Source organism: Streptococcus cristatus, assembly GCF_001578775.1.
Classification (GTDB): Bacteria; Bacillota; Bacilli; order Lactobacillales; family Streptococcaceae; genus Streptococcus; species Streptococcus cristatus_A.
This window is the reverse complement of sequence record NZ_KQ969062.1, coordinates 1,266,395-1,290,740: the sequence shown is the minus strand read 5'-3', so window position 1 is coordinate 1,290,740 and position 24,346 is coordinate 1,266,395. Positions and strand designations below refer to the sequence as shown.

Below are 24,346 nucleotides of genomic sequence, written 5' to 3'. Positions count from 1 at the left end.
AAGGAGAAGAAAATGTCTGTTTTTACACTGATTTTGGCAAGCTTGGTTGCCTTGGAATTTTTCTATATTATGTACCTGGAGACCATCGCAACGACCTCAGCTACGACAGCACGGGTCTTTGGTATGCCTCAAGAGGAGTTGGAGCAGCAGTCGGTCAATACACTTTTCAAAAACCAAGGAGTTTACAACGGGCTGATAGCTGTTTTGGTCTTGATTGCGGCTTTTGTGCAGCCTAGTCCAGTTTGGCTGGGGATTTTTATGGTTTATATCATCTTGGTAGCTGCTTACGGTGCAGTGACTAGCGATCCGAAAATTTTGTTCAAGCAGGGCGGACTAGCAATGTTGACTTTGTTGAGTTTATTTTTCTAGAAAGAGCGGGAAATAGTGATTCCCAGCTCTTTTTTTACACAATGATTGACTTTTTTATTAGACATGTGTAGAATAAAATCAGAAGAAGACTTTAGAAAGGATGGAAATGTAATGAATCATTCAATTAAACGTTTACCAGATGGTGAATTTGCCATTTTAAAGATTATTTGGCACCTGCCAAATCCAACGACCTCTGCTCAAATCATGGAAAAGCTGGGTGAAGATAACCATTGGAAGCCTCAGACTTTGTTGACAGTCTTAGCTCGCTTGACGGAAAAGGGCTTTTTAGAAAGTGTTCGCAAGGGACGTGAAAGGCAGTATACGGCCTTGATTTCGGAAGAGGAATATTTAGAAGTAGAGACGTCAGACTTTTTGAAGCGCTATAGCGGACATTCCATGGGAGGCTTTGTCAAGACTCTCTTTTCATCTAATTCTTTTTCAGAAAATGAACTGGATGAGCTGCGTAATTTACTGAATCAGAAAGAGTAAGATGAGGTAGTATCCATGAAACAGTTCCTTTTGTCTTTCCTCTTAACCAGTTTCTCAACCTCGATCTTGGTTCTGTTTTTGAGCCTTCTTTTTGTAGCCCTCAAGACCAAGATTTCAGTCAAGGTCAAGTATGTTATCTGGTTTTTAATCTTGCTGAGTTTTTTATTCCCATTCCGTCCTCAGTTTGGCTCTGGTTTGATTCGGCTGAGTACTGGGGCGACTATTCAGACAGCTGTTAGAGCTGGCCAGACAAGTGGAGGGCAAGCTGTTTCTCAAGTAGCTGAAAAAGCTAGCCAGGCCAATCTCTGGGAGGCTTTTCTAGGTCTACCTTGGTTTGAAATATTCTTTACCATTTGGCTGCTTGGTTGTGCATTTAATCTAGGCAAATATGCCTATTCTTATATCCGTTTCAAAAAGATGTTGCAACGTTGGGGGACAGAGGTTGAGGACGAAGAGACTTTGTTCCAGTTGCATTTGATCAAAGAAAAGATGGGCATTAAAAGCAAGATTCGCCTGCTTCACTACCCTATGACACAGAGTCCAATGTTGCTCGGTTTCAGGGATGTTTTGATTGTGCTACCGGAGCTGGACTATACGGAGGAGGAGCTGCAGCTGATTTTCCAGCATGAGTTGACCCATTATCAGCACTATGATGTCTTGATTAATCTTTTTGCAATTTTCGCCAAGAGCCTGCATTGGTTTAATCCAGTGGTTCGTTTTGCTTGTCGGGAAACTCAGGAAGCAGGAGAAATGTACTGCGACTACGATGTTTTGAGTAGAAAAGATACAGCTTATCGAACTTTTTATGGTGAAACCATTCTGACAATGATTGACCGTAGTAAGAAGACTCCGATTGCTTTGACAACTTGTTTTTACTCTGATAAGTTTAATCTTAAGCGACGGATTATTGGTATCATGGACAGCCGCCTGCCGAAAAAGTTTCTGTCTGCTTCTTTTGTAGTAGTAGTTCCTCTACTTTTGCTCTTGACTAGCTCGGTCTTTGCCTTAGAAAATCCTGTCGCACAAGATAGTAAACTTGTCTTAGAGTCTAAGAAAACGGAAGGACTTAGTCCGCGTCAGGCCTTAGAAACAGTTTTGAAAGAACTTTCTTTGGCTGAAAAGGACGTTAAGGATGTGCAGATTTTACGTGAGAAAGGCAATTATAAGATTCTCTTTTCACATGGACAGACGGCTCATGAGATGCTTGTCAATGCCAAGACTGGAAAAGTCGTCCAATCCAAGCAGAATACCATTGTCGAAAGGACAGTAACAGTTGAAAAAGAAGTTCCGCCATCATCGTCTTCTGCAGCGACTCCAGCTGATAGTGGAAGTGGGAATGGGAATGCGGGTCAGACGGGAAGTGTTAGCTCTCCGCCTCCTGCGACCAATACTGTGACAAATTCAAATACAAACACTAGTACAGCACCTGTCCAACCTCCTTCTCAAACTAGCTCCTCAAAGAGTAAGGATAAAGATCGTGATGATGACAAAGACAAAGACGATGACGACGATGATGATGACGATTAGATAAAAGATTCTACCAATCAAAGTTTCTTGATAGAAGCAGCGATTGGTAGAATTTCTTTATCTTTATTTTTGGTAGAATCCAGTCTTCAACTTATAAATTGAGGTTAATTTTAAAGTTTTTTTAAATTTTAGTAATTTTCCTCTTGACTTTTTAAAACTACAAGTGTAGAATTTAAGCGTAAACTACAAATGTAGAATGAAGCTTTTAAAATACTGTCCGGAAAGTATGAGAGTAGTAGAGCAAGGGCTCTCTTTCTTTTAAAACCAAAAACTACATTTGTAGAATAAAAGGAGAATACAAATGAAACAAAAACAAATCCAAACGAACTTCCAACGTGTTGAAACAAAATACATCTTAGAGCGTGCGACCTTGGCTCGCTTAGAAGCTGAAATGCATGCTTACCTCATTCCAGATGATTACGCAACTTCGACCATTTCAAATGTCTATTTTGACAATGATGATTTTCAAATGATCCAAGATTCGATTGCTAGAAGAGGTGGTCGTGAAAAGTTACGGATGCGGACTTATGCAGCGGAGCCAACAAAGGATAGTCAGGTATTTTTGGAAATCAAGAAAAAGTCGGAGGACGTTGGCTTCAAGTATCGACTAGTTTCAAATCTTACTTCGGTCGTTAATTATATTGAGAAAGGACTTGCAGACCAGACTATTTCTGATGAGCGGGTCAAGACAGAAGTGGAGCTGTTGCAGGAGCGTTATGCAGGCTTAAAACCGAAAATGGTGATTAGCTATGACCGTTACTCGATGAAAGGCTCAGAGGACAAAAAAGTTCGTGTGACGGTTGATTCCAATATCCGCTTCCGTGATTATGATGTAGACTTGACTTCAGGACGCCACGGCTATCCTCTCTTGGAAGACGATATGGTGATTATGGAAATCAAGGTTCCAGGGGAATATCCTGAGTGGATGTCTGCTATCTTGAATAAATACGGCCTTGAAGATCAGTCCTTCTCAAAATACGGGAAAGCCTACCTAAAATCTAAAGAATTGATTCCCCAAGCCGCCAAGGTTTAAGGAGAGAGACAATGATTACACAACTATTTAACAGTATCTATTCTTCGGCTGAAATCAAGGTCAACCCTTTAGCCCTAATAGCCTCCCTCGTGACAGGCTTAATTTTGGGAATCATTTTGGCCAAGGTCTATAAGCACCAAACTATTTACACCAAGGAGTTTGTCATCACACTGTCTCTCTTGCCAGCCATTATCTCCATTATCATTTTCTTGGTAAATGGAAATCTGGGAACCAGTGTCGCTGTAGCAGGAACATTCAGTTTGATTCGTTTCCGATCAGCCGCAGGAGGATCCAAAGAACTTTTGGCCATCTTCATGGCGACAGCGATTGGGATCACGATAGGAATGGGTTTCTTAGCTCTAGGAGTTTTTTTCACGCTCCTCATTTCCTTCTTTTGGTTGCTATTTGAAAAGATGAGCTTTAGTTCGGTCAGCCAAACCAGACATTATGTTCAAATTCAGATTCCTGCTGAATTAGACTATGAAGTTCTTTTGGAAGCAATCTTTGAAACAGCCTGCGAAAGCTTTGAGTTGACCTCGGTCCAGTCAGTTGACAATAAGTTTATCAAATTGGACTATGTGGTTGATTTGAAACCAGATGTAAGCGACCAACGTCTCATCCAACGTTTCTTACGCTATGAAAAGATTAAGAATATTTCCCTCTCGAAAGAAGCAAAAAACGAAAGACTTTGTGAGGTAAAAAACAGTCGTTTTGAATGACCTGCATCCCAAAAGTTAGGCAAAGCTTATATCTTAGTATTTCCGTTTGCAATATGGTTTCTCAAACCTCAAAAATCCAGACACATACGAATGACATAAAATACTTGACACGACTTTCTATGTATGGTATCATTATATAGATTTTGGACTTGAAGGGAGTGAAAAAAATGTCAAAAACAGTAGTACGTAAGAATGAATCTCTTGACGATGCTCTTCGTCGTTTCAAACGTGCGGTTACTAAAGCTGGTACTCTTCAAGAAACACGCAAACGTGAATTCTATGAAAAACCTTCTGTAAAACGTAAACGTAAATCAGAAGCAGCTCGTAAACGTAAAAAATTCTAATCAATAGAATGAGGAAGCAGCCGATTTGGCTGTTTTTTTCTTTTGAATGGAAAGCGTATAATAAAACAGAGAGTGGGACAGAAATCGGTAATTCGTTAGAATTCGATTTCGTCGTCCCACCTCCGCACAGTTGAGTAGGGCTGTAGAAGTTGATGAAATCAGCGTAGTAGAGCCCACTCAACCACTGCGTCTTGCTCGACAATCCAAAGACAATTAAGAGGCTAGGACTTTTGTCCCAGCCTCTGTTTGGATATTAGTTTTGTTTTTCAAGCAAGCTCTTGATTTCTTGCAGAACTTCAAGTTCTGTTGGTCCAGCTGGTGCTTCTTCAGCAGTTTCTTCGTTCTTTTTAGCAAGGCTTTGTGCTTTTTCAGCAGACTTCACGATGAAGAAGAGAACAGTACCGACTACCAAGAAGTTAATCACGGCGCTCAAGAAGTTACCATAAGCTACTCCGTTCCATTTCAATTGAGAAATTTGCTCTAATTGTGCAGCTTTCAAAATTGGGTTGAGGAAGAGGGGAGTGATAACGTCAGTAATCAATGAGTTGACGATTGCTCCGAAAGCATTCGCAATGATAACCCCGACTGCCAAGTCAATTACGTTACCGCGTAGCAAAAATTCTTTAAGATCCTTTAACATTTTCTTTTCCTTTCAAAAAATAATTTAATATTTGAGATTATATTATAGCTTAAAGAAGCAATTATTTCAAGTTATTTGCCTATCAAATGTTTTACATTTGCGTCAAATTATTATAAAATATAGAGTGATATTCTGTGATGAATTGGAGGTATTGTCTATTGGATAAAGAAATGATTTCTGAAATAAAAAATAGTGTCAATATCGTCGATGTCATAGGAGAAACGGTAGCCTTAACCAAGGCTGGCAGAAACTTTCTGGGACTTTGCCCCTTTCATGGTGAAAAGACGCCTTCCTTCAACGTTGTAGAGGATAAGCAGTTTTATCACTGTTTTGGCTGTGGCAAGTCGGGGGATGTTTTCAAGTTCATTGAGGACTACCGAGGCGTATCCTTTATGGATGCTGTTCAGATTGTCGCAGACAGATCGGGCATTTCCTTAGGTATGGAGAGAGCGAGCGCAGATCGATCGAGGCAGACTCATCCGCATCAGGCGCTCTATGATATTCATACAGAGGCAGCTAAGTTTTACCATGCAGTCCTGATGACGACCAAGATAGGAGAAGACGCACGCGCTTATCTCTACAATCGTGGGCTGACGGATGAAGTCATTAAGCATTTTCAAATCGGTCTGGCTCCCAGTGAGGGCAATTACCTGCATCAGAGCATGGCTGGCAAGTTTGATGAAAACACCATTATGAACTCAGGCCTCTTTAATCTGGCAGAGAATAATCTGGTCTATGATGCTTTTCAGAACCGGATTATGTTCCCTTTGACCAACGACAAGGGTCAGGTTATCGCCTTTTCTGGTCGGATCTGGCAAGATTCGGAGGCTGGTTCACAGACTGCCAAGTATAAGAATAGTCGTAGCACCCCTATTTTTAATAAAAGCTATGAGCTTTATCATCTGGATAAGGCCAAGCCGGTTATCAAGAAGAGCCACGAAGTCTATCTGATGGAGGGCTTTATGGATGTGATTGCGGCTTATCGGGCTGGAGTTGAAAATGCAGTCGCGTCGATGGGAACAGCTCTGACGCCTGAGCATGTCCAGCATCTGCGTAAGTATTGCAAGAAAATTATTCTGACTTATGATGGAGACAGGGCTGGTCAGGCTGCGACAGCCAAGGCTTTAGAAGAGCTACGGGATATGTCGGTAGAGATTGTGTCCTTTCCTGACAATATGGATCCAGACGAATTTATCGCTAAAAATTCTGCCGAGGAGTTGCGACAATTTTTGACTAAAACGCGAATTAGTGATGTAGAGTTCCTTTTACGCTATCTCAAACCAGATAATATTGAAAATTTGCAGGCTCAGATTGAATTTGTGGAGCGAATGGCGCCAATTATTGCTCAGACGCAGTCTATTACAGCTCAGAATTCCTATATTTATATGTTGGCTGAGTTGCTGCCGGATTTTGATTACCAGCAGGTAGAGAACACGGTTAATAATAGCCGTTTGGCTGAACGAAGTAGTCGAAGCGGACAGCAGTCAGAATCTCTAAGAAGACCTGTACTGGTAGATCTTCCGTTGTCTAAACAGCTATCACGGTTGATAAAGGCAGAAATCCATATCCTTTATCGTATGGTACACAATCCTCTGGTTTTAAATAGCTATCGGCTTCGCACAGATTTTGCCTTTGATACGGCGGAACTGCAGGAGTTATACGAGCTTTTACTAGTCAATGGTGAAGTGACCTCGCAGGATTTATCCAGCTTACCGGAAAGAGTCCAGCAACTTTGGTATCGGATGTTGGAGGAAGATTTGCCAGAGGAGATGGAAGACGGAGAGTTAGCAGAAGTTGAGTTAACTAGGGAACGTGAATTGCTTCGTAAGAATAATCAGCTGATTAGCAAAAAGATTCGAGAAGCTTTGCATACTGGAGATGAGAATGCCGCTATATTAGAAGTGGAGCGCTTAATCGCACAAAAAAGAAGAATGGAGTAGGTATGGCTACAAAACAAAAAGAAGTAACAACATTAGACGTTCAAATTGCAGAATTCATCCGCAATCACAAGCAGACAGGTGTAGCGACAGACGATGAAATCAATGACCAGCTGGTCATTCCTTTCACTTTGGACGCTGATGGGATTGAGGATTTGCTGCAACGCATTCAGGATGCGGGCATTTCTATCACGGATAAGGAAGGAAATCCCAGCGCGCGTGTCTTGAATACTGAAGAGGAAGAAGTAGAACTGACCGATGAAGAGCTCTTGGGTAGCAATTCAGCCAAGGTCAATGACCCAGTCCGTATGTATTTGAAAGAAATCGGGGTTGTGCCCCTTCTTAGCAATGAAGAAGAGCAGGAACTGGCTATCTTGGTGGAGCAGGGAGACTTGGAAGCCAAGCAGCGTCTGGCTGAGGCCAACCTTCGTCTAGTTGTTTCCATTGCCAAGCGCTATGTCGGCCGTGGTATGCAGTTCCTTGACTTGATTCAAGAAGGAAATATGGGGCTGATGAAGGCCGTTGATAAGTTTGATTACACCAAGGGATTTAAGTTTTCAACTTATGCGACTTGGTGGATTCGTCAGGCCATTACCCGTGCGATTGCTGACCAAGCTCGGACTATTCGGATTCCAGTTCACATGGTGGAAACCATTAACAAGCTAGTCCGTGAGCAACGTAATCTCTTGCAGGAATTAGGTCAAGACCCAACACCAGAGCAAATTGCTGAGCGCATGGATATGACGCCGGACAAGGTTCGTGAAATTCTCAAGATTGCTCAAGAGCCGGTTTCTCTGGAGACCCCTATCGGTGAGGAAGATGACAGTCATCTGGGAGACTTTATCGAAGACGAAGTGATTGAAAATCCAGTCGATTACACGACTCGTGTCGTTCTTCGTGAGCAGTTGGATGAGGTCTTGGATACGCTGACAGACCGAGAGGAAAACGTCTTGCGTCTGCGCTTTGGTCTGGACGATGGAAAAATGCGGACGCTGGAAGATGTCGGCAAGGTCTTCAATGTCACCCGCGAACGGATCCGCCAGATTGAAGCCAAGGCACTGCGTAAACTTCGCCACCCAAGCCGCAGTAAACCACTCAGAGACTTTATCGAAGATTAAGAACTGAAAAGCAAGAAGGGGCAGAAATCTTTCAGTAGGAAGTGTCAAGTCGGCGATCCTTGCTGAAAACAAAGACCCCCTCGAGCTAACTTGAACTTTCTGCTATATCTATAAGGAGGATATTGCATGTCAGAAAAAAAATACAGCCCTGAAGAAGTTGAAAAGATTAAAACGCGTATTTTGGAGAGCTTGGAGCAGGTCATTGACCCAGAGCTGGGAATTGATATTGTCAATCTCGGCTTGATTTATGAAATCCGTTTTGACAAGAGCACTGGGGAAACGGAAATCGATATGACCCTAACAACCATGGGATGCCCGCTGGCGGATCTTCTGACTGACCAGATCTATGATGCCATGTCAGATGTTCCAGAGGTTACCAAGACTGATGTTAAGTTGGTTTGGTACCCCGCTTGGACAGTGGAAAAGATGAGTCGTTATGCTCGGATTGCATTAGGGATTAAATAGCGACATCACACTGGAAGAAAGACTATACAGAAAAGCACTTGAAATGAAAATCAAGTGCTTTTTGAATGCAATTTTATACAAACTACCAGCTAGTCAGTGAAATTTCCCCGCTGTTGAGCCAGATATTTTGGCCGTTCTCCAACTGGACTAGAAGTTGGCCGCTGTCCGAGATATCGCTAGCGATTCCCCTATAGGTTTGATTATTTTGCTGGAAGCTCACTTGGCGACCTAGGACTAGAGAGTGCTTTTTATAAAGATAGAGCAAGTCTTGGGGATCGCTTTCGTAGAAACATCTCCAGATTTCAGCAATCAGCTCATTTCTGCTGATAGGAGCTCGCTCTGTAAAGAGTGATCCAGCCTTAGATTGCAATTCTTCTGGAAAATCATTAATGCAAAAGTTAAACCCGACCCCGATAATAATGTCTGTGACTAAGCCTGTCTCGACTGAAGTAATGGCCTCGGTTAAAATACCTGCGATTTTTTTATCCTTATAGTAAATATCGTTGACCCACTTGATATCTATATCAATCAGGGTTAGATTTTTTACAGCCTGATAGATGGCTCCAGCTGTTAGGAGAGTATAGGCGGGAATTTGATCGAAAGCCAGGTCGGGCTTGAGATGGAGGGACATGTAAAAGCCGCCTTGTTTTGGAGAGAAAAAGTTTCGGCCGAAGCGACCGCGTCCGGTTGATTGAGCAGCAGCTAGATAGAGGGTATTTGCTTCGCCGCCCGCTTCCAGACCTGCTTTGGCATCTATCTGAGTAGATTGGCAGTTGGGGTTGAAGGAAACCTTGATGGGTGCCTCCTTTTCAATGATTTCTGGGATTAGTAAATCCCCTGCTTTGAGCTTATAGCCCCGATTTTTAACGGAATCAATCTGGATTCCTTCTTTTTCCAAGCGTTGAATGGCCTTCCAAATGGAGGTTCTGGAAATGCCTAATGTCTGAGCTAGACTTTCTCCATTGACATAATCGTCAGCTTGGCTGAGAATGGTAAATAATTGTTCGTAGGTTTTCATTCATTCTTTCTCTGTTAAATACTGCTTTCTCGAATGGTCAGCTTGGTAGAAAGTTTGACCATATAGGGAATGGAGTCCTCTTCGGATGTTAAAATTTGATTCAGAATGTGCAGAGCCTGCTTGCCCATTTCTTCTGTAAAAACGGTGACCGTACTGAGACTGGGATAGATGTACTTAGCAATAGACGTATCATTAAATGAAATAATGCTGACATCTTGGGGAACTTGGATTCCGTGTTCTTGCAAAGCCCGCAAGGCACCAATTGCTAAAGCATCGCTAGAGATGAAGAAGGCGGGCGGGAGCTGGTCTTTGTGTTCATTGATAATCTCTGTCATCATCTGATAGCCTGATTCCGAAGAAAAGCTGCCTACCTTAACCAAGTCAGCTTGGAAGATTCCTTTATCAGATAGATATTGCTGAAAGCTTGCCAAACGAGGGTCGCTGATGAGGCTAGCCTGGTCAGAGGTTCTTTCCTGCCCAGCAATCATGCCGATCTGGTCAAAACCAGCGTTCATGAAGTGCTCAAGAACCTTCTGTACAGCATTCTCAAAATCAATCGTCACACAGCTGTGGCCTGCATTAAGTGTATCACTGTCGACAAAAACTAAGTGGTTGCTGTATTTCTCCAGCTGCTGGATTTGAGCTGGACTGAATTTGCCGATGGCAATCAAGCCATCAATGTCTTTCAATTGCTCAAGAGAATCATTTTGAAAGACTCGGAGAGTCTCATAGCCCAATTCTTGAGCTTTTTTTTCAATGCCCAAACGAATGGAGTAGTAGTAAAGGTCATCGAGCTCTTCCTGCTCAGTGTACCATTCGATGAGCCCGATTCGGTAGGCCTGAGTCTTATTTGGCTTGGTTTTTCTTGATTTTTTATAGTTCAGCTGCTCAGCGATGTCAAAAATCTTTTTACGAGTGCCATCACTGACCGACATGGCTGGGTCGTAGTTGAGTACGCGAGAGACCGTAGCGGGAGAGACCCCAGCAGCTTGGGCAATATCCTTAATCGTAGCCATTTTTTTCTCCTATTGTCTTATATGGGCTATTATACCTCAAAAACAAGTAAATAACAAAGAGGAATTTAGTAAATATTTCGCATTTGGCTTGGTGAACAGTTGAAATATTTTTTGAAAGTTTTTGAAAAATAAAGCGGGTCAGAAAAACCAACCGAATAGGCAATAAATTTAATTGGTTGAGTAGTAGTTTCTAGAAGTTGTTTTCCTCGATGCATACGTATATAATGCAGATACTCTTTGGGAGAGAGTCCATTGTATTCTTTAAAAATGGTTGTCAAATAGCTGCGATTGACATTTAGTTCATTAGCAATACCTTGGATGCTCAGTTGTTCAAGTGGATAGCGAGTTTCTAGAATACGTTTAGTATCTAAATACAACTGATAAGTGGAATTTTGTTGTTTTAGGAGCTGTTGGTTTGGTGCGAGCTTCCCCAATTTAAATAGTAGTTCATAGAGCATGGCGAGAAGTTGTAAATGACTTAGCATGGTAGATTGGGAATGTTCAGCCTCTTGAATAATATCTATAATAAACTTTCCTAAACTATCAGTAGGAGTAGTACTTGAATTTCTTAGAAAACCTGTTTTGCCAATTTCTGATAAGTTAAAATAATCCGAAACCTTTGTTCCACTAATTCCGAGCCAATAATAGGACCAAGGATCTTCAGAATCTGCCTTATAGTAAGTTAGTTCGTTTGGTTTTAGTAGGAATAAATCTCCAGCTTTCAGGAAAATTTGTTCCCCTTTATAGTGAAAGACTCCTTTGCCTTTTGTAATAAAATGAAGGACGAATCCGTCACGAATAGCAGGCCCGAAAGAATAGTTTGGCTGGCAATCCTCATAGCCGTAAAAGTCTAATAATAAATCAATTGTTCCCGTCTGGTATTCTGAAAATATAAGCATACTTTTTACATCTCCATACTTTAGAAATGATATTGTAATTTTTATTGTTACCTAACATTTTACCATATTTTCCTAACATAATTCTATTTTAGGGAGCGTTTTCAAAAGGTAAAATATTAGTAAATATGGAGGTTCAAAAATGACAATCAAAATAGACAAACATCTATTCTACATCAATACAAAAAATTCCAGTCTTATCATTGAGGAAAGGGATGGCTACCTTTTGCTTAAACACTTAGGCAGAAAAATCGAATCCTATCATTTTTCCAATACAGTATTTGAGCGAGATCATGCTTTTTCTGGTAATCCGAGATCGAATGAGCGAAGTTTTAGCTTAGATACCCAGCGGCAGGTTTTGGGTCAGCATGGTTTAGGAGACTTTCGGCAACCTTCTCTGCAAGTCCAACATGCTAATAATGAAGTAACAGATTTTCGGTTTGTTGAGAGTCAGCTGATTAAGGGAGGTTTGGAAGTTCCAGGACTGCCTAGCCCTCACAGTACAGAAGATGCAGAAACACTGGCCTTTATTTTAGAGGATACAGTTGCTCACTTACGCCTCACTCTCTATTACACAGCTTTTGAAGATAGCAATACCATTGCAACCTTTACTAAGCTGGAAAATATCGGTAGAGAGACAGCAATCATACATAAGAACTTGAGCTTAATGGCTGATTTGCCGGCAGGGACTTATGATGTGATTAGTTTACAGGGAGCTTATGCTAGGGAGAAAACAGTTCGTCGTCACAAGCTAGAACAAGGAATTTTCAAAATAGCTTCCAACCGAGGAGCTTCTGGTCACGCGCAGACTCCGAGCCTTATCCTTTGTGATAGTGAAACGACGGAAGAGGCTGGTCAAGTTTGGGCAATTCAGCTCCTTTATAGCGGAAACTTTGAAGCTTGGATTCAGCAAAATCAGTTGAATGAAGTTCGGCTAGGTATTGGTATCAATGAGGATAACTTTGCTTGGAAACTGGAAGCAGGGCAGACTTTCTATAGTCCTGTTGCTCTGTTGAATTATTCGGCTCAGGGTTTGACTGGTCTTAGTCATGAGAGCCAAGCTTTTGTTCAAGAGCATATCATTCCTAAAGCTTTTGCGAAGCGAGAGCGGCCAATTTTAATCAATAACTGGGAAGCAACTTACTTTGATTTCAAAAAAGAGAAGTTGCTAGAGTTAGCAGATGAGGCACAGAAAGTTGGTATTGAGCTCTTTGTTCTTGATGATGGCTGGTTTGGCAACCGATTTGATGACAATCGGGCTCTGGGCGACTGGTTTGTCAATGAAGATAAGCTAGGCGGCAGTTTGACGGAGCTCATAGCAGAAGTTCATAGCAGAGGATTGCAATTTGGTTTATGGGTTGAGCCAGAAATGATTTCCGTAGACAGTCAGCTTTATCAGGCACATCCAGACTGGGCTATTCAAGTGCCTGATCGGGATCATACCTACTCTCGAAATCAACTCGTATTGGATTATGCTAATCCAGATGTGGTAGCCTATATCAAAGAAACACTGGATCAGCTGTTAAGTCAGCACGATATTGACTACATAAAATGGGATATGAATCGTAATATTACCAATCTTGGGAATGGCACTAACTATCTGGAGACCAAAATGCAGTCGCATAAGTATATCTTGGGGCTTTATGAAATTGTAAAATATTTGACAGAGAAATATGAGAATATTTTATTTGAGTCCTGCTCAGGTGGTGGTGGACGAAATGATCTTGGTATGATGAGGTATTTCCCTCAAGTCTGGGCTAGTGACAATACCGACGCCATAGCTCGTTTGCCAATCCAATATGGGTCTTCTTATCTTTATCCGACTATTTCAATGGGTGCCCATGTGTCGGCAGTGCCTAATCATCAGATGGGACGAATTACTCCGCTGGCAACTCGTGGTCATGTAGCTATGATGGGAAATCTGGGGTATGAGCTTGATTTGACTAGTCTATCAGATGAAGAGAAAGCTGCGATTGCTGACCAGGTGAAGTTGTATAAAGAATTACGGCCAGTGGTCCAGTTAGGGCGTCAGTATAGGCTAATCAATCCAGATGTTGGCTCCAATGAAGCAGCAGTTCAATTTAACTATGAAGATCAAACGATTGTAACCTACGTCCGAGTCTTATCAGTTGTGGAAACGATGGAAACAACCTTGAAACTAAAAGACTTAGAGGAAGAAGGGCTTTATGAGCTGCAGGGAAATGGCGCAGTTTACTCAGGTGCAGAACTCATGTATGCTGGTATCACTATGAATCTTCCGCAAGGAGATTATCTTAGCAGACAGTTGCATTTTATTAAAAAATAAGGAGGCTAGACCATGAAATGGTATAAAAAGATGAGCTTAGCTGCTATTACAGGACTGTCCCTTTTGGGGCTGTCAGCTTGCAGCAGCCAAGGGGAATCGGCAGATGGTAAGGTAACGATTGAGTATTTCAATCAGAAGGGTGAAATGGTTGATACCCTTCGTGAGATTGCAAAAGACTTTGAAAAAGAAAATCCGAATGTGCATGTGAAAGTGGTGAATGTCCCTAACGCTGGGGAAGTACTCAAAACTCGCGTTCTGGCTGGAGATGTTCCTGATGTTGTCAATATCTTTCCCCAGTCTATTGAATTGCAAGAATGGGCTAAGGCTGGGTACTTTGAAGATTTATCTGACAAAGACTATATTAAGCGAGTTAAGAATCATTACGCAGATAAATATGCGATAGATGGAAAGATTTACAATATCCCTTATACTGCTAATGCTTATGGTATCTATTACAACAAAGATAAATTTAAAGAACTGGGATTGAAAGTTCCAGAGACTTGGGAGGAATTTGAGGAATTAGTTGATAAGATTATAGCAAAAGGGGAAACACCTTTTGCCATTGCAGGAGCAGATACTTGGACCTTGAATGGTTATCATCAGTTAGCTCTTGCCACTTCTACAGGAGGTGGTAAGGAAGCGAATGATTACCTACGTTTTTCCAAGCCAAATGCCATCAAGTCTTCAGATTCAGTGCTTAAAGATGATTTCAGGCTGTTAGATTTATTCCGCAAAAAAGGGGCAATGCAGACCAACTGGCAGGGAGCAGGCTATACTGATGTTGTCGGTGCCTTTGCTAGAGGCGATGCCCTGATGACTCCAAATGGTTCTTGGGCTATCACAGCAATCAATGCGCAAGATCCTAAGTTTAATGTTGGAACTTTCCCTTTTCCTGGAAAGCAAAAAGGACAAAGCTTGACCATTGGAGCAGGAGACCTAGCTTGGTCTATCTCGTCAAGTAGTAAGCACAAGAAAGAAGCCAATGATTTTGTTGAATATATGTCACGTCCAGAAGTTATGCAGAAATATTATGATGTGGACGGCTCACCAACAGCTATTGAAGGTGTCAAGGAAGCAGGTTCAGATGCACCGCTAGCTGGTCTTGCTGAATTAGCATTTACAGACCGACATCTCGTTTGGCTAGCTCAAGACTGGACCAGTGAAAGTGATTTTTATACCTTGACTGGGAACTATATTACAACTGGAAACAAAGAGGATATGACGAAAGCACTAAATGCCTTCTTCAATCCGATGAAAGCAGACGTAGAGTAGGAGTAGATCTACTATGAAAAAATTGATTGAGAAATATTGGGGCTGGCTCTTTGTCCTTGTTCCCCTTGTACTACAGGCTGTATTCTTCTATGTGCCCATGTTTCAAGGTGCCTTCTACAGCCTGACAAACTGGACTGGTTTGACCTATAATTATAAGTTTGTTGGACTCAATAACTTTATGCTCCTCATGAGCGACCCTAAGTTTATGAACGCGATGGGCTTTACATTTATCATTACTATCTGTATGGTAGTTGGTGAGATTATGCTGGGAATCTGGATAGCCCGAGCTCTCAACTCGAAGATAAAGGGGAAGACTTTCTTCCGAGCTTGGTTTTTCTTCCCAGCTGTCCTATCTGGATTGACTGTGGCTCTCATCTTTAAGCAACTATTCAACTACGGATTGCCAGCTATAGGGAATTCCTTAGGAATTGAATTTCTTAAAACCAGCCTTCTAGGAACGAATGGCGGTGCAATCTTTGCAGCAATCTTCGTCTTGCTTTGGCAAGGGGTAGCCATGCCTATTATCATCTTCTTAGCTGGCCTTCAGTCTATCCCGACTGAGATTACAGAAGCAGCTCGAATTGATGGAGCTAGCAGCAAACAAATCTTTTGGAAGGTAGAACTTCCTTATCTTCTACCAAGCGTTTCCATGGTCTTTATCTTGGCTCTAAAAGGTGGTTTGACAGCATTTGACCAAGTCTTTGCCATGACAGGCGGCGGTCCGAATAATGCGACCACCTCTCTAGGACTTCTGGTATATAACTATGCTTTTAAGAGCAATCAATTTGGTTATGCCAATGCCATTGCTGTTATCTTGTTTCTCTTGATTGCGGTTATTTCTATTGTCCAGTTGAGAGTATCTAAGAAATTTGAAATCTAAGAGGAGAAGCCCGATGAAAAATGCAGAAAGAAAAGCTAATTTCAGTAAATATATCTTGCTAACACTGGGATCTATTATCATTTTAATTCCACTCTTAGCAACAATATTTAGTTCCTTTAAGTCTACCAAAGACATCGTTAATAATTTTTTCGGATTTCCGACTCAACCGACTTTAGAAAATTTCCAACGCCTTTTGGCTGATGGTATCGGAGGCTATTATTGGAATTCAATTGTAATCACGGTTCTATCTTTGGCTGTTGTCATGATTTTTATTCCCATGGCTGCTTACTCTATCGCTCGTAATATGTCTAAGAGAAAAGCTTTTGGTATTATGTATACACTTTTGATTTTAGGGATTTTCGTTCCTTTTCAAGTTATCATGATTCCTATTACAGTTATGATGAGTAAGCTAGGACTAGCTAACACTTGGGGATTAATTATCCTCTATCTGGCTTACGCTGTTCCACAGACTCTCTTTCTCTATGTAGGCTACATTAAGATTTCCATTCCAGACAGTCTGGATGAAGCAGCAGAAATTGACGGTGCTGGAAAGTTTACAACCTATTTCAAGATTATCTTTCCTATGATGAAACCCATGCATGCGACAACCATGATTATCAATGCCCTCTGGTTCTGGAATGACTTCATGCTTCCTCTCTTGGTACTCAATAAAGATTCCAAGATGTGGACTCTGCCACTCTTCCAATATAACTACACAGGTCAATACTTTAATGATTATGGACCGAGCTTTGCTTCTTATGTTGTTGGGATTATTACCATTACTATCGTCTATCTCATCTTCCAGCGCAATATTATTGCTGGAATGAGCAATGGGGCAGTGAAGTAAGCTCAAGATACAAAGACCGTAAAAAGCTCACAGTGCATACAAAGGCAACCACATCCGTAAACTACTGAATTAGTAACGGCTGTGGAAGATTCATCTTTTTCGCACAGAGCTTAGGGCGTGTTCTATTCAGCGCACGGGAAAGAGTATATAAGACAAGATTTTAGAGGAGAAAACTATGGCTATTCAAAATAAGACCATGCTGATTACTTACTCAGACAGCCTGGGGGAGAATTTAAAAGATTTATATGACAATTTAGAAAAGCATTTTGGGGATGCGGTTGGAGGAGTGCATTTGCTTCCTTTCTTCCCATCAACTGGTGACCGGGGGTTTGCCCCAGTAGACTATGAAGAGGTTGATCCAGCCTTTGGTGACTGGGAGGATGTAGAAAAGCTGGGCGAGAAATATTATCTCATGTTTGACTTTATGATCAACCACATCTCACGTCAATCCAAGTATTATAAGGATTTTCAGGAAAAGAAGGATCAGAGTGAGTATCGTGACCTCTTTCTCAGCTGGGATAAGTTTTGGCCAGAAAATCGTCCGACGCAAGCTGATGTTGATTTGATTTATAAGCGTAAGGATCGGGCACCTAAGCAGGAAATCGTCTTTGCAGATGGAAGCACCGAGTATCTGTGGAACACCTTTGGTGAAGAGCAGATTGATCTAGATGTTCGCAGTCAGGTAACTAATGATTTCATCAAGAAAACATTGCGTCAACTGTCAGAGCATGGCTGTGATCTGATTCGTTTAGATGCATTTGCCTATGCAGTCAAAAAGTTAGATACCAATGATTTCTTTGTTGAGCCAGAAATCTGGGATCTATTAGAAAAAGTCCAGCAGCAAGCGGCTGAGTTTGGGACGGATATTTTACCAGAAATTCATGAGCATTATTCTATCCAGTTCAAGATTGCAGAGCATGGCTACTTTGTCTATGATTTTGCACTGCCGATGGTAACTCTTTATTCTCTATACAGTGGTAAAGCAGAGCGTCTAGTCAAGTGGCTTGAAATGAGTCCTATGAAGCAATTCACAACACTGGACACTCACGATGGTATTGGGGTTGTTGATGTTAAGGATATTCTGACTGATGAAGAAATTGACTTTGCGACCAATGAACTATATAAGGTCGGGGCCAATGTCAAGCGTAAGTATTCCTCAGCTGAGTACAATAATCTGGACATTTACCAGATTAACTCGACTTACTACTCAGCCCTGGGCGATGACGACAAGAAGTACTTCATTAGTCGTCTGATTCAGGCTTTTGCTCCAGGGATTCCACAGGTCTATTATGTTGGTTTCTTAGCTGGGAAAAATGACCTTGAACTGCTAGAAAACACTAAGGAAGGCCGCAATATCAACCGTCATTATTACAGTAATGAGGAGATTGCTGAAGAAGTCAAGCGTCCAGTTGTGCAAGCCTTGCTCAAGCTTTTCAGTTACCGCAACCAGTCTGCTGCCTTTGACCTAGATGGCACTATTGAAGTGAATCTATTGGATGAAAATAGCCTCCGGATTGTCCGTAGCAATGCAGATAAGTCAGTCACTGCTCAAGTAGTTATTAACCTCAAAGAATTGACATATAGCGCGAGTGAAAATGGCCAAGCTATCACTTTTGAATAGAGATAAGAAAAGAGAAGAAGAATGGTAGAATTAAATCTGAAAAATATCTATAAAAAATATCCCAACAGCGACCACTACTCAGTGGAAGACTTCAATTTAGATATCAAGGACAAGGAATTTATCGTCTTTGTCGGTCCATCTGGTTGCGGGAAATCAACTACGCTGCGTATGATTGCGGGTCTTGAAGACATCACAGAAGAAACTGCTTCTATTGACGGTACAGTGGTTAATGATGTGGCACCAAAAGACCGTGACATCGCTATGGTCTTCCAGAACTATGCCCTTTATCCGCACATGACTGTCTACGACAACATGGCTTTTGGTCTCAAGCTGCGCAAGTACAGCAAGGAAGATATTGAAAAACGGGTCAATGAAGCAGCAGAAATCCTGGGCTTGAAGGAATTCTTGCAGCGCAAGCCAGCCGACTTGTCTGGTGGTCAGCGTCAGCGGGTAGCAATGGGACGCGCTATCGTTCGTGATGCAAAGGTTTTCCTTATGGATGAGCCTTTGTCTAACTTGGATGCTAAGCTACGTGTTTCTATGCGGGCGGAGATTGCCAAGATTCACCGCCGTATCGGTGCAACAACTATCTATGTTACCCACGACCAGACTGAAGCTATGACCTTGGCGGATCGTATCGTTATCATGTCAGCGACCAAGAACCCTGCTGGGACTGGAACGATTGGACGGGTGGAGCAGATTGGTACGCCGCAGGAAGTCTACAAACATCCGGCAAATAAGTTTGTTGCTGGCTTCATTGGTAGCCCAGCTATGAACTTCTTCGAAGTAAGTGTAGAAGGCGATCGCCTGGTCGGACTGAACGGTGACTTTAGCCTCAAGGTACCAGAAGGCAGCCTTAAGGGCCTCAAAGAAAAAGGCTATCAAGGCAAGAAAGTTATTCTGGGTATTCGTCCGGAAGATATCAACATGGAACCAGCCTTTCTGGAGACCTTCCCTGAGTCAGTTCTAACTGCGAAGATTTCTGTTTCTGAGTTGCTTGGAGCGGAGTCCCATCTCTACTGTGCGGTTGGTGGCAGTGAATTTGTTGCCAAAGTTGATGCACGCGATCATATGAATACCGGAAGTAGTATCAAACTAGGCTTCGATCTAAATAAGGCGCATTACTTTGATGTTGAGACTGAAGACAATATTTTCTAAGCTATTGCTCCTTATAAAATAATCCAGACAGATTACTGTTTGGATTATTACAAAAAATCTATCTATGAAATTAGTAAAAATTTTACTAAATTTATTGAAGTTTTACTCAGAAACAGTTATAATGAAATTAAGAAAACGATTACAATATCGATCATCATTTTAAAGGAGTTTAGTTTATGTCAAATGTCATTTCAGTAGAGCAAATCCGCGCAGATTTTGCCAAGGTTTTTGGAGTAGAAGCGGACCACACTTTCTTTTCACCCGGTCGGATCAATCTGATTGGTGAGCATACGGACTATAACGGTGGCCATGTCTTTCCTGCAGCCATTTCTCTTGGAACTTATGGAGCGGCTCGCAAGCGGGACGACCAGCTCTTACGATTCTTCTCAGGGAATTTTGAAGAAAAAGGGATTATTGAAATGTCGCTGGAAAACCTACACTTTGAGCCTGAGCATAACTGGACCAACTATCCGAAAGGAGTTCTGCATTTTCTGCAGGAGGCAGGCCATACGATTGACCGAGGTATGGATGTCTATGTTTATGGAAATATTCCTAACGGATCGGGCTTGTCTTCTTCTGCATCACTAGAGCTTTTGACGGGTATCATTGCTGAGAAGCTTTTTGACTTGCAGTTGGAACGACTGGATCTAGTGAAAATCGGTAAATTGACTGAGAATGAGTTTATCGGAGTTAATTCTGGCATTATGGACCAGTTTGCTATCGGAATGGGAGCTGACCAGCGGGCTATTTACTTAGATACCAATACTCTTGAGTATGATTTGGTGCCGCTTGATCTCAAGGACAATGTCGTAGTGATTATGAATACCAACAAGCGTCGTGAGTTGGCGGACTCTAAGTACAATGAGCGTCGGGCGGAGTGTGAAAAAGCTGTTGAAGAATTGAACCGCAAGCTGTCTATCGCTACCTTGGGTGAGTTGGACGAGTGGTCCTTTGACGAGTATAGCTATCTGATTGAGGACGAAAATCGTCTCAAACGGGCTCGCCATGCTGTTTTAGAAAATCAACGCACTTTGCAAGCGCGGACAGCTTTGCAGGCAGGCAATCTTGACAAATTCGGCCGTCTCATGAATGCATCCCACGTTTCTTTGGAACATGACTATGAAGTGACTGGTCTAGAGCTGGACACCTTGGTTCACACGGCCTGGGAGCAAGAAGGCGTTCTGGGGGCACGTATGACCGGAGCTGGCTTCGGTGGCTGTGCCATTTCCTTGGTGCAAAAAGATGCCGTTGAGGCCTTTAAGGAAGCTGTTGGCAAGCACTACGAGGAAGTCGTTGGATACGCTCCAAGCTTCTATATCGCTGAAGTTGCAGGTGGCACTCGCGTTTTAGACTAGGAGAGAAGTAAATGGACGCTGTAATATTTGATTTAGATGGCTTATTAGCTGATACTGAGATCATTTCTCTAAAAGTTTATCAAGAATTGCTTGAAGATTTTGGAATTCCTTTCACGGAAGAAACATATTCTAGAGAATACAGTGGACATAGGGAAGAGGAGAATGTTCAACGATTTTTGGATACCTATGATTTACCTTGGAACTTTGACCAAACCTTGGAAAAAGTTTATGAACTGGAAGCTCGAATATTAGCCAAAGGTGTAAATTTAAAAAAAGGTGCTAAAAATTTGCTTGCTTTTTTGCAAAGAGAAGGTATTCCAATCGCCTTAGCAACTTCAAGTATTGAATCTCGAGCGAGAATGATCTTGGATAGCAATGATATATTGTCCCTATTTGACCATCTAGTTTTTGCAAAAGATGTAAAGAGAAGCAAACCTTACCCTGATATATTTTTAAAGGCTTGTAGAGATTTGAACGTTTTACCAGAGAATTGCTTAGTACTAGAGGATAGTGAAGCAGGGATTGAGGCAGCGTATAGGGCTGGGATACCAGTTATTTGTATTCCAGACTTAAAAATGCCAGCGCAGTCTTTCTTAAATAAAACAGAACAAGTTTTTCAGGATTTAGACGCTGTCAGAGACTATTTAGAATGTAAGAAGGAGAATCAATGAGTCAGGGAGTTCTAGATGCATTTATCACAGAAGTCATTTCTGAAAGTTCATTTGAGGAAATGGATCGAATCTACCTGACCAATCGTGTTTTGGCACGAGTGGGAGATGGTGTTTTAGAAGTTGAGACTGAGTTGGATGACTTGATTGACCTCAAGGACCAGCTGGTTGAGGAGGCAGTTAGATTAGAGACGATTGAGGATAGTCAGACTGCGCGTGAAATCCTTGGTGCTGAGCTTATGAACTTCATCACACCAGCCCCTAGTCAGCTCAATCGGGACTTTTGGACGACTTATGGCTCCAATCCTGAGCAAGCTGTGGCTGATTTTTACCAGCTTAGTAAAAAGAACGACTACATCAAACTCAAGGCCATTGCTAAAAATATTGCTTTCAAAACACCGACTGAATACGGAGATTTGGAAATCACCATTAATCTCTCTAAGCCAGAAAAGGATCCCAAAGAAATTGCGGCAGCTAAAAAGGCCAAGAATAGTAATTATCCAGCCTGCCAGCTTTGCATGGAAAATGAAGGCTACCAAGGCCGCTTGGATCACCCTGCCCGCGCTAACCATCGGATTATTCGATTCGATTTAGCCGGACAGGAATGGGGCTTCCAGTATTCGCCTTATGCCTACTTTAATGAGCATTGCATCTTTCTGCACAGCCAGCACCTTCCTATGGCCATTAGCCGGCTGACCTTTGAGCGCCTGCTGGACATCGTTGAGTCCTTTCCAGGCTATTTCGCAGGTTCTAACGCCGACCTACCTATTGTTGGTGGCTCCATCCTGACCCACGACCACTATCAGGGCGGACGTCATACCTTCCCTATGGAAATAGCAGAGCTGGATTGCAGCTTTACTTTTAGCGGATTTGAAGAGGTGGAGGCAGGCATTGTCAAGTGGCCTATGTCAGTCATTCGTCTAAGGTCTGAGAAAAAGCAATTGTTGATTGAGTTGGCTGACAAGATCTTGCAAGTTTGGCGGACTTATTCTGATCCTAGTGTGCAGATTTTGGCAGAGTCTGAGGGTGAGCCTCACCATACCATCACACCGATTTCCCGCAGAAAAGATGGATGTTTTGAGCTAGACTTGGTCTTGCGGGACAATCAAACTTCCTCAGAATATCCAGATGGCATTTACCATCCTCATAGGGATGTGCAGCATATTAAGAAAGAAAATATCGGCCTGATTGAGGTTATGGGACTGGCTATTCTGCCGCCTCGGCTCAAGGAAGAACTCAAACAAGTTGAGCTTTTTCTGCTGGGAGAAGACTGTCGGGTCGCTGCCTATCATCAGGAGTGGGCCAATCAACTCAAAGACCAGAATCCAGATGTTTCCTCTGAGACGGTGGAAGGAGTAGTTCAGGCCTCGGTTGGACAGATTTTCAGCCGAGTACTGGAAGATGCGGGAGTTTACAAGCGAACTGAGGAGGGCAAGGTGGCTTTCATGCGCTTTGTCCAATCTGTTGGTTTGAAAGAGGAATAATTGCAGGAGAGTTTTCATTTGTCCCTATTTTTGATAGAATAGTTAAATAAAAATCAAGACAAGAAAGAGAGAAACATGGCAATTTTAGTATTAGGTGGAGCTGGCTATATCGGCTCGTACATGGTAGACCGTTTGGTAGAAGCAGGCAAGGAAGAGGTAGTCGTCGTTGATAATTTGGTGACTGGTCATCGCGCAGCGGTTCATCCTCAGGCAGTCTTTTATGAGGGGGATTTGGCGGATAAGGACTTTATGCGTGGCGTTTTTGCCAAGCATCCATCTATCGATGCAGTCATTCACTTTGCTGCCTTTTCACTGGTTGCTGAGTCTATGGTAGATCCACTCAAGTATTTTGACAATAACACAGCCGGCATGGTTTCTCTTTTGGAGGTCATGCAGGAATGCGGCATTAAAAACATTGTCTTTTCTTCGACTGCGGCAACTTATGGCATTCCTGAGGAAGTTCCGATTCTGGAAACGACTCCGCAAAAGCCGATTAATCCTTATGGTGAGAGCAAGCTTATGATGGAGACCATTATGCGCTGGGCAGACCAGGCTTATGGCATTAAGTTTGTAGCCCTGCGTTATTTCAATGTGGCTGGTGCCAAGCCCGACGGATCGATTGGCGAGGATCATGGACCAGAGACCCATCTCCTGCCCATTGTGCTTCAGGTAGCTCAGGGTAAACGAGAGAAGATTGCCGTCTTTGGCGACGATTACGATACTCCAGACGGCACCAATGTCCGCGATTATGTCCATCCTTTCGACTTGGCTGATGCCCACATTCTGGCTGTTGAGCATCTGCGTGCAGGACAGCCTTCAGATGCCTTTAACCTTGGCTCTTCGACTGGTTTTTCCAACCTGCAGATTGTAGAAGCAGCACGCAAGGTGACCGGCCATCCTATTCCTTTGGAAATAGCAGAGCGACGTCCAGGGGATCCAGATACGCTGATTGCTTCCTCTGAGAAGGCAAGAAATATTCTAGGTTGGCAGCCGAAATTTGACAATATCGAAACCATTATCGAAACTGCTTGGAAATGGCATTCCAGTCATCCAAATGGCTACGATGATCGCCAGTAATCAGTGTAGTTTCATATTTTTTTGCAATATTGACAGAGACACCTTGTTAGGAATAGCAAGGTGTCTCTTTGGAGTGTTAGAAGTTCTTTTTCTTAGATTTAATTTGTT

23 protein-coding genes are annotated in these 24,346 nt (G+C 42.4%); 19 read left to right on the top strand and 4 right to left on the bottom strand.

Annotation, left to right across the window (positions count from 1 at the left end; all coding sequences use genetic code 11):
* Positions 1 to 12 precede the first annotated feature (12 nt).
* The 6 genes from SCRDD08_RS06475 to rpsU all read left to right on the top strand — a co-directional run bounded on the left by SCRDD08_RS06475 (position 13) and on the right by rpsU (position 4,481).
* Positions 13 to 369 (top strand): DUF1304 domain-containing protein, encoded by a 357-nt coding sequence (locus SCRDD08_RS06475; RefSeq protein WP_061422917.1) that lies wholly within the window; start codon positions 13 to 15, stop codon positions 367 to 369.
* A gap of 111 nt (positions 370 to 480) precedes the next feature.
* On the top strand, positions 481 to 858 hold the full coding sequence (locus tag SCRDD08_RS06470; RefSeq protein ID WP_005592027.1) for a BlaI/MecI/CopY family transcriptional regulator: 378 nt from the start codon (positions 481 to 483) through the stop codon (positions 856 to 858).
* A gap of 15 nt (positions 859 to 873) precedes the next feature.
* Positions 874 to 2,385 (top strand): M56 family metallopeptidase, encoded by a 1,512-nt coding sequence (locus tag SCRDD08_RS06465; RefSeq protein ID WP_061422916.1) that lies wholly within the window; start codon positions 874 to 876, stop codon positions 2,383 to 2,385.
* 301 nt (positions 2,386 to 2,686) lie between these two features.
* Positions 2,687 to 3,418, top strand: a complete 732-nt coding sequence (locus SCRDD08_RS06460; RefSeq protein WP_061422915.1) for a polyphosphate polymerase domain-containing protein — start codon at positions 2,687 to 2,689, stop codon at positions 3,416 to 3,418.
* An 11-nt stretch (positions 3,419 to 3,429) separates the two neighbouring features.
* On the top strand, positions 3,430 to 4,137 hold the full coding sequence (locus tag SCRDD08_RS06455; protein ID WP_061422914.1) for a DUF4956 domain-containing protein: 708 nt from the start codon (positions 3,430 to 3,432) through the stop codon (positions 4,135 to 4,137).
* Between the two features lie 167 nt (positions 4,138 to 4,304).
* Positions 4,305 to 4,481, top strand: coding sequence for a 30S ribosomal protein S21 (gene rpsU, locus SCRDD08_RS06450; protein WP_000048054.1), 177 nt, complete (start codon positions 4,305 to 4,307; stop codon positions 4,479 to 4,481).
* 253 nt (positions 4,482 to 4,734) lie between these two features.
* Here rpsU and mscL read toward each other — a convergent pair whose 3' ends face one another.
* On the bottom strand, positions 4,735 to 5,121 hold the full coding sequence (mscL, locus tag SCRDD08_RS06445) for a large conductance mechanosensitive channel protein MscL (RefSeq protein WP_061422913.1): 387 nt from the start codon (positions 5,119 to 5,121) through the stop codon (positions 4,735 to 4,737).
* Between the two features lie 137 nt (positions 5,122 to 5,258).
* Between mscL and dnaG the strand changes: the two genes are divergently transcribed.
* The 3 genes from dnaG (at position 5,259) to SCRDD08_RS06430 (ending at position 8,641) form a co-directional block, all read left to right on the top strand.
* A complete protein-coding gene (dnaG, locus tag SCRDD08_RS06440) occupies positions 5,259 to 7,061 on the top strand; it encodes a DNA primase (RefSeq protein ID WP_081104264.1) in 1,803 nt (600 codons plus the stop codon).
* A 2-nt stretch (positions 7,062 to 7,063) separates the two neighbouring features.
* On the top strand, positions 7,064 to 8,176 hold the full coding sequence (rpoD, locus tag SCRDD08_RS06435; protein ID WP_005590235.1) for an RNA polymerase sigma factor RpoD: 1,113 nt from the start codon (positions 7,064 to 7,066) through the stop codon (positions 8,174 to 8,176).
* Between the two features lie 126 nt (positions 8,177 to 8,302).
* Entirely contained in the window at positions 8,303 to 8,641 is a 339-nt protein-coding gene (locus tag SCRDD08_RS06430) for a metal-sulfur cluster assembly factor (RefSeq protein WP_061422911.1), read from the top strand.
* 82 nt (positions 8,642 to 8,723) lie between these two features.
* Here the strand turns inward: SCRDD08_RS06430 and birA are convergent, their stop codons facing one another.
* The 3 genes from birA to SCRDD08_RS06415 form a co-directional block, all read right to left on the bottom strand.
* Positions 8,724 to 9,659, bottom strand: coding sequence for a bifunctional biotin--[acetyl-CoA-carboxylase] ligase/biotin operon repressor BirA (birA, locus tag SCRDD08_RS06425; RefSeq protein WP_061422910.1), 936 nt, complete (start codon positions 9,657 to 9,659; stop codon positions 8,724 to 8,726).
* Positions 9,660 to 9,673: 14 nt separating this feature from the next.
* Positions 9,674 to 10,675, bottom strand: a complete 1,002-nt coding sequence (locus SCRDD08_RS06420; RefSeq protein WP_061422909.1) for a LacI family DNA-binding transcriptional regulator — start codon at positions 10,673 to 10,675, stop codon at positions 9,674 to 9,676.
* Between the two features lie 65 nt (positions 10,676 to 10,740).
* On the bottom strand, positions 10,741 to 11,574 hold the full coding sequence (locus tag SCRDD08_RS06415) for an AraC family transcriptional regulator (protein ID WP_061422908.1): 834 nt from the start codon (positions 11,572 to 11,574) through the stop codon (positions 10,741 to 10,743).
* Positions 11,575 to 11,713: 139 nt separating this feature from the next.
* Here SCRDD08_RS06415 and SCRDD08_RS06410 point away from each other — a divergent pair, with 139 nt between their 5' ends.
* The 10 genes from SCRDD08_RS06410 to galE all read left to right on the top strand — a co-directional run bounded on the left by SCRDD08_RS06410 (position 11,714) and on the right by galE (position 24,238).
* Positions 11,714 to 13,876, top strand: coding sequence for an alpha-galactosidase (locus SCRDD08_RS06410; RefSeq protein WP_061422907.1), 2,163 nt, complete (start codon positions 11,714 to 11,716; stop codon positions 13,874 to 13,876).
* Between the two features lie 12 nt (positions 13,877 to 13,888).
* Positions 13,889 to 15,148 (top strand): extracellular solute-binding protein, encoded by a 1,260-nt coding sequence (locus SCRDD08_RS06405; RefSeq protein ID WP_061422906.1) that lies wholly within the window; start codon positions 13,889 to 13,891, stop codon positions 15,146 to 15,148.
* Positions 15,149 to 15,161: 13 nt separating this feature from the next.
* Positions 15,162 to 16,028: a carbohydrate ABC transporter permease gene (locus SCRDD08_RS06400; protein WP_061422905.1), complete on the top strand. Its 867-nt coding sequence runs from the start codon at positions 15,162 to 15,164 to the stop codon at positions 16,026 to 16,028.
* Between the two features lie 13 nt (positions 16,029 to 16,041).
* The gene (locus SCRDD08_RS06395) at positions 16,042 to 16,875 is read left to right on the top strand and encodes a carbohydrate ABC transporter permease (RefSeq protein WP_002912289.1); all 834 of its coding nucleotides are present in this window, start codon (positions 16,042 to 16,044) and stop codon (positions 16,873 to 16,875) included.
* A gap of 175 nt (positions 16,876 to 17,050) precedes the next feature.
* Entirely contained in the window at positions 17,051 to 18,496 is a 1,446-nt protein-coding gene (gtfA, locus tag SCRDD08_RS06390) for a sucrose phosphorylase (RefSeq protein WP_061422904.1), read from the top strand.
* Positions 18,497 to 18,517: 21 nt separating this feature from the next.
* Complete coding sequence (locus tag SCRDD08_RS06385; RefSeq protein ID WP_061422903.1) at positions 18,518 to 19,654, top strand: ABC transporter ATP-binding protein; 1,137 nt, start codon at positions 18,518 to 18,520, stop codon at positions 19,652 to 19,654.
* A 176-nt stretch (positions 19,655 to 19,830) separates the two neighbouring features.
* A complete protein-coding gene (locus tag SCRDD08_RS06380) occupies positions 19,831 to 21,009 on the top strand; it encodes a galactokinase (protein ID WP_061422902.1) in 1,179 nt (392 codons plus the stop codon).
* An 11-nt stretch (positions 21,010 to 21,020) separates the two neighbouring features.
* Entirely contained in the window at positions 21,021 to 21,680 is a 660-nt protein-coding gene (locus tag SCRDD08_RS06375; protein ID WP_061422901.1) for an HAD family hydrolase, read from the top strand.
* Entirely contained in the window at positions 21,677 to 23,161 is a 1,485-nt protein-coding gene (gene galT, locus SCRDD08_RS06370) for a UDP-glucose--hexose-1-phosphate uridylyltransferase (RefSeq protein WP_061422900.1), read from the top strand. Before SCRDD08_RS06375 ends, galT begins: the two co-directional genes overlap by 4 nt.
* 75 nt (positions 23,162 to 23,236) lie before the next feature.
* Positions 23,237 to 24,238 (top strand): UDP-glucose 4-epimerase GalE, encoded by a 1,002-nt coding sequence (galE, locus tag SCRDD08_RS06365; protein ID WP_061422899.1) that lies wholly within the window; start codon positions 23,237 to 23,239, stop codon positions 24,236 to 24,238.
* Positions 24,239 to 24,346: the final 108 nt, after the last annotated feature.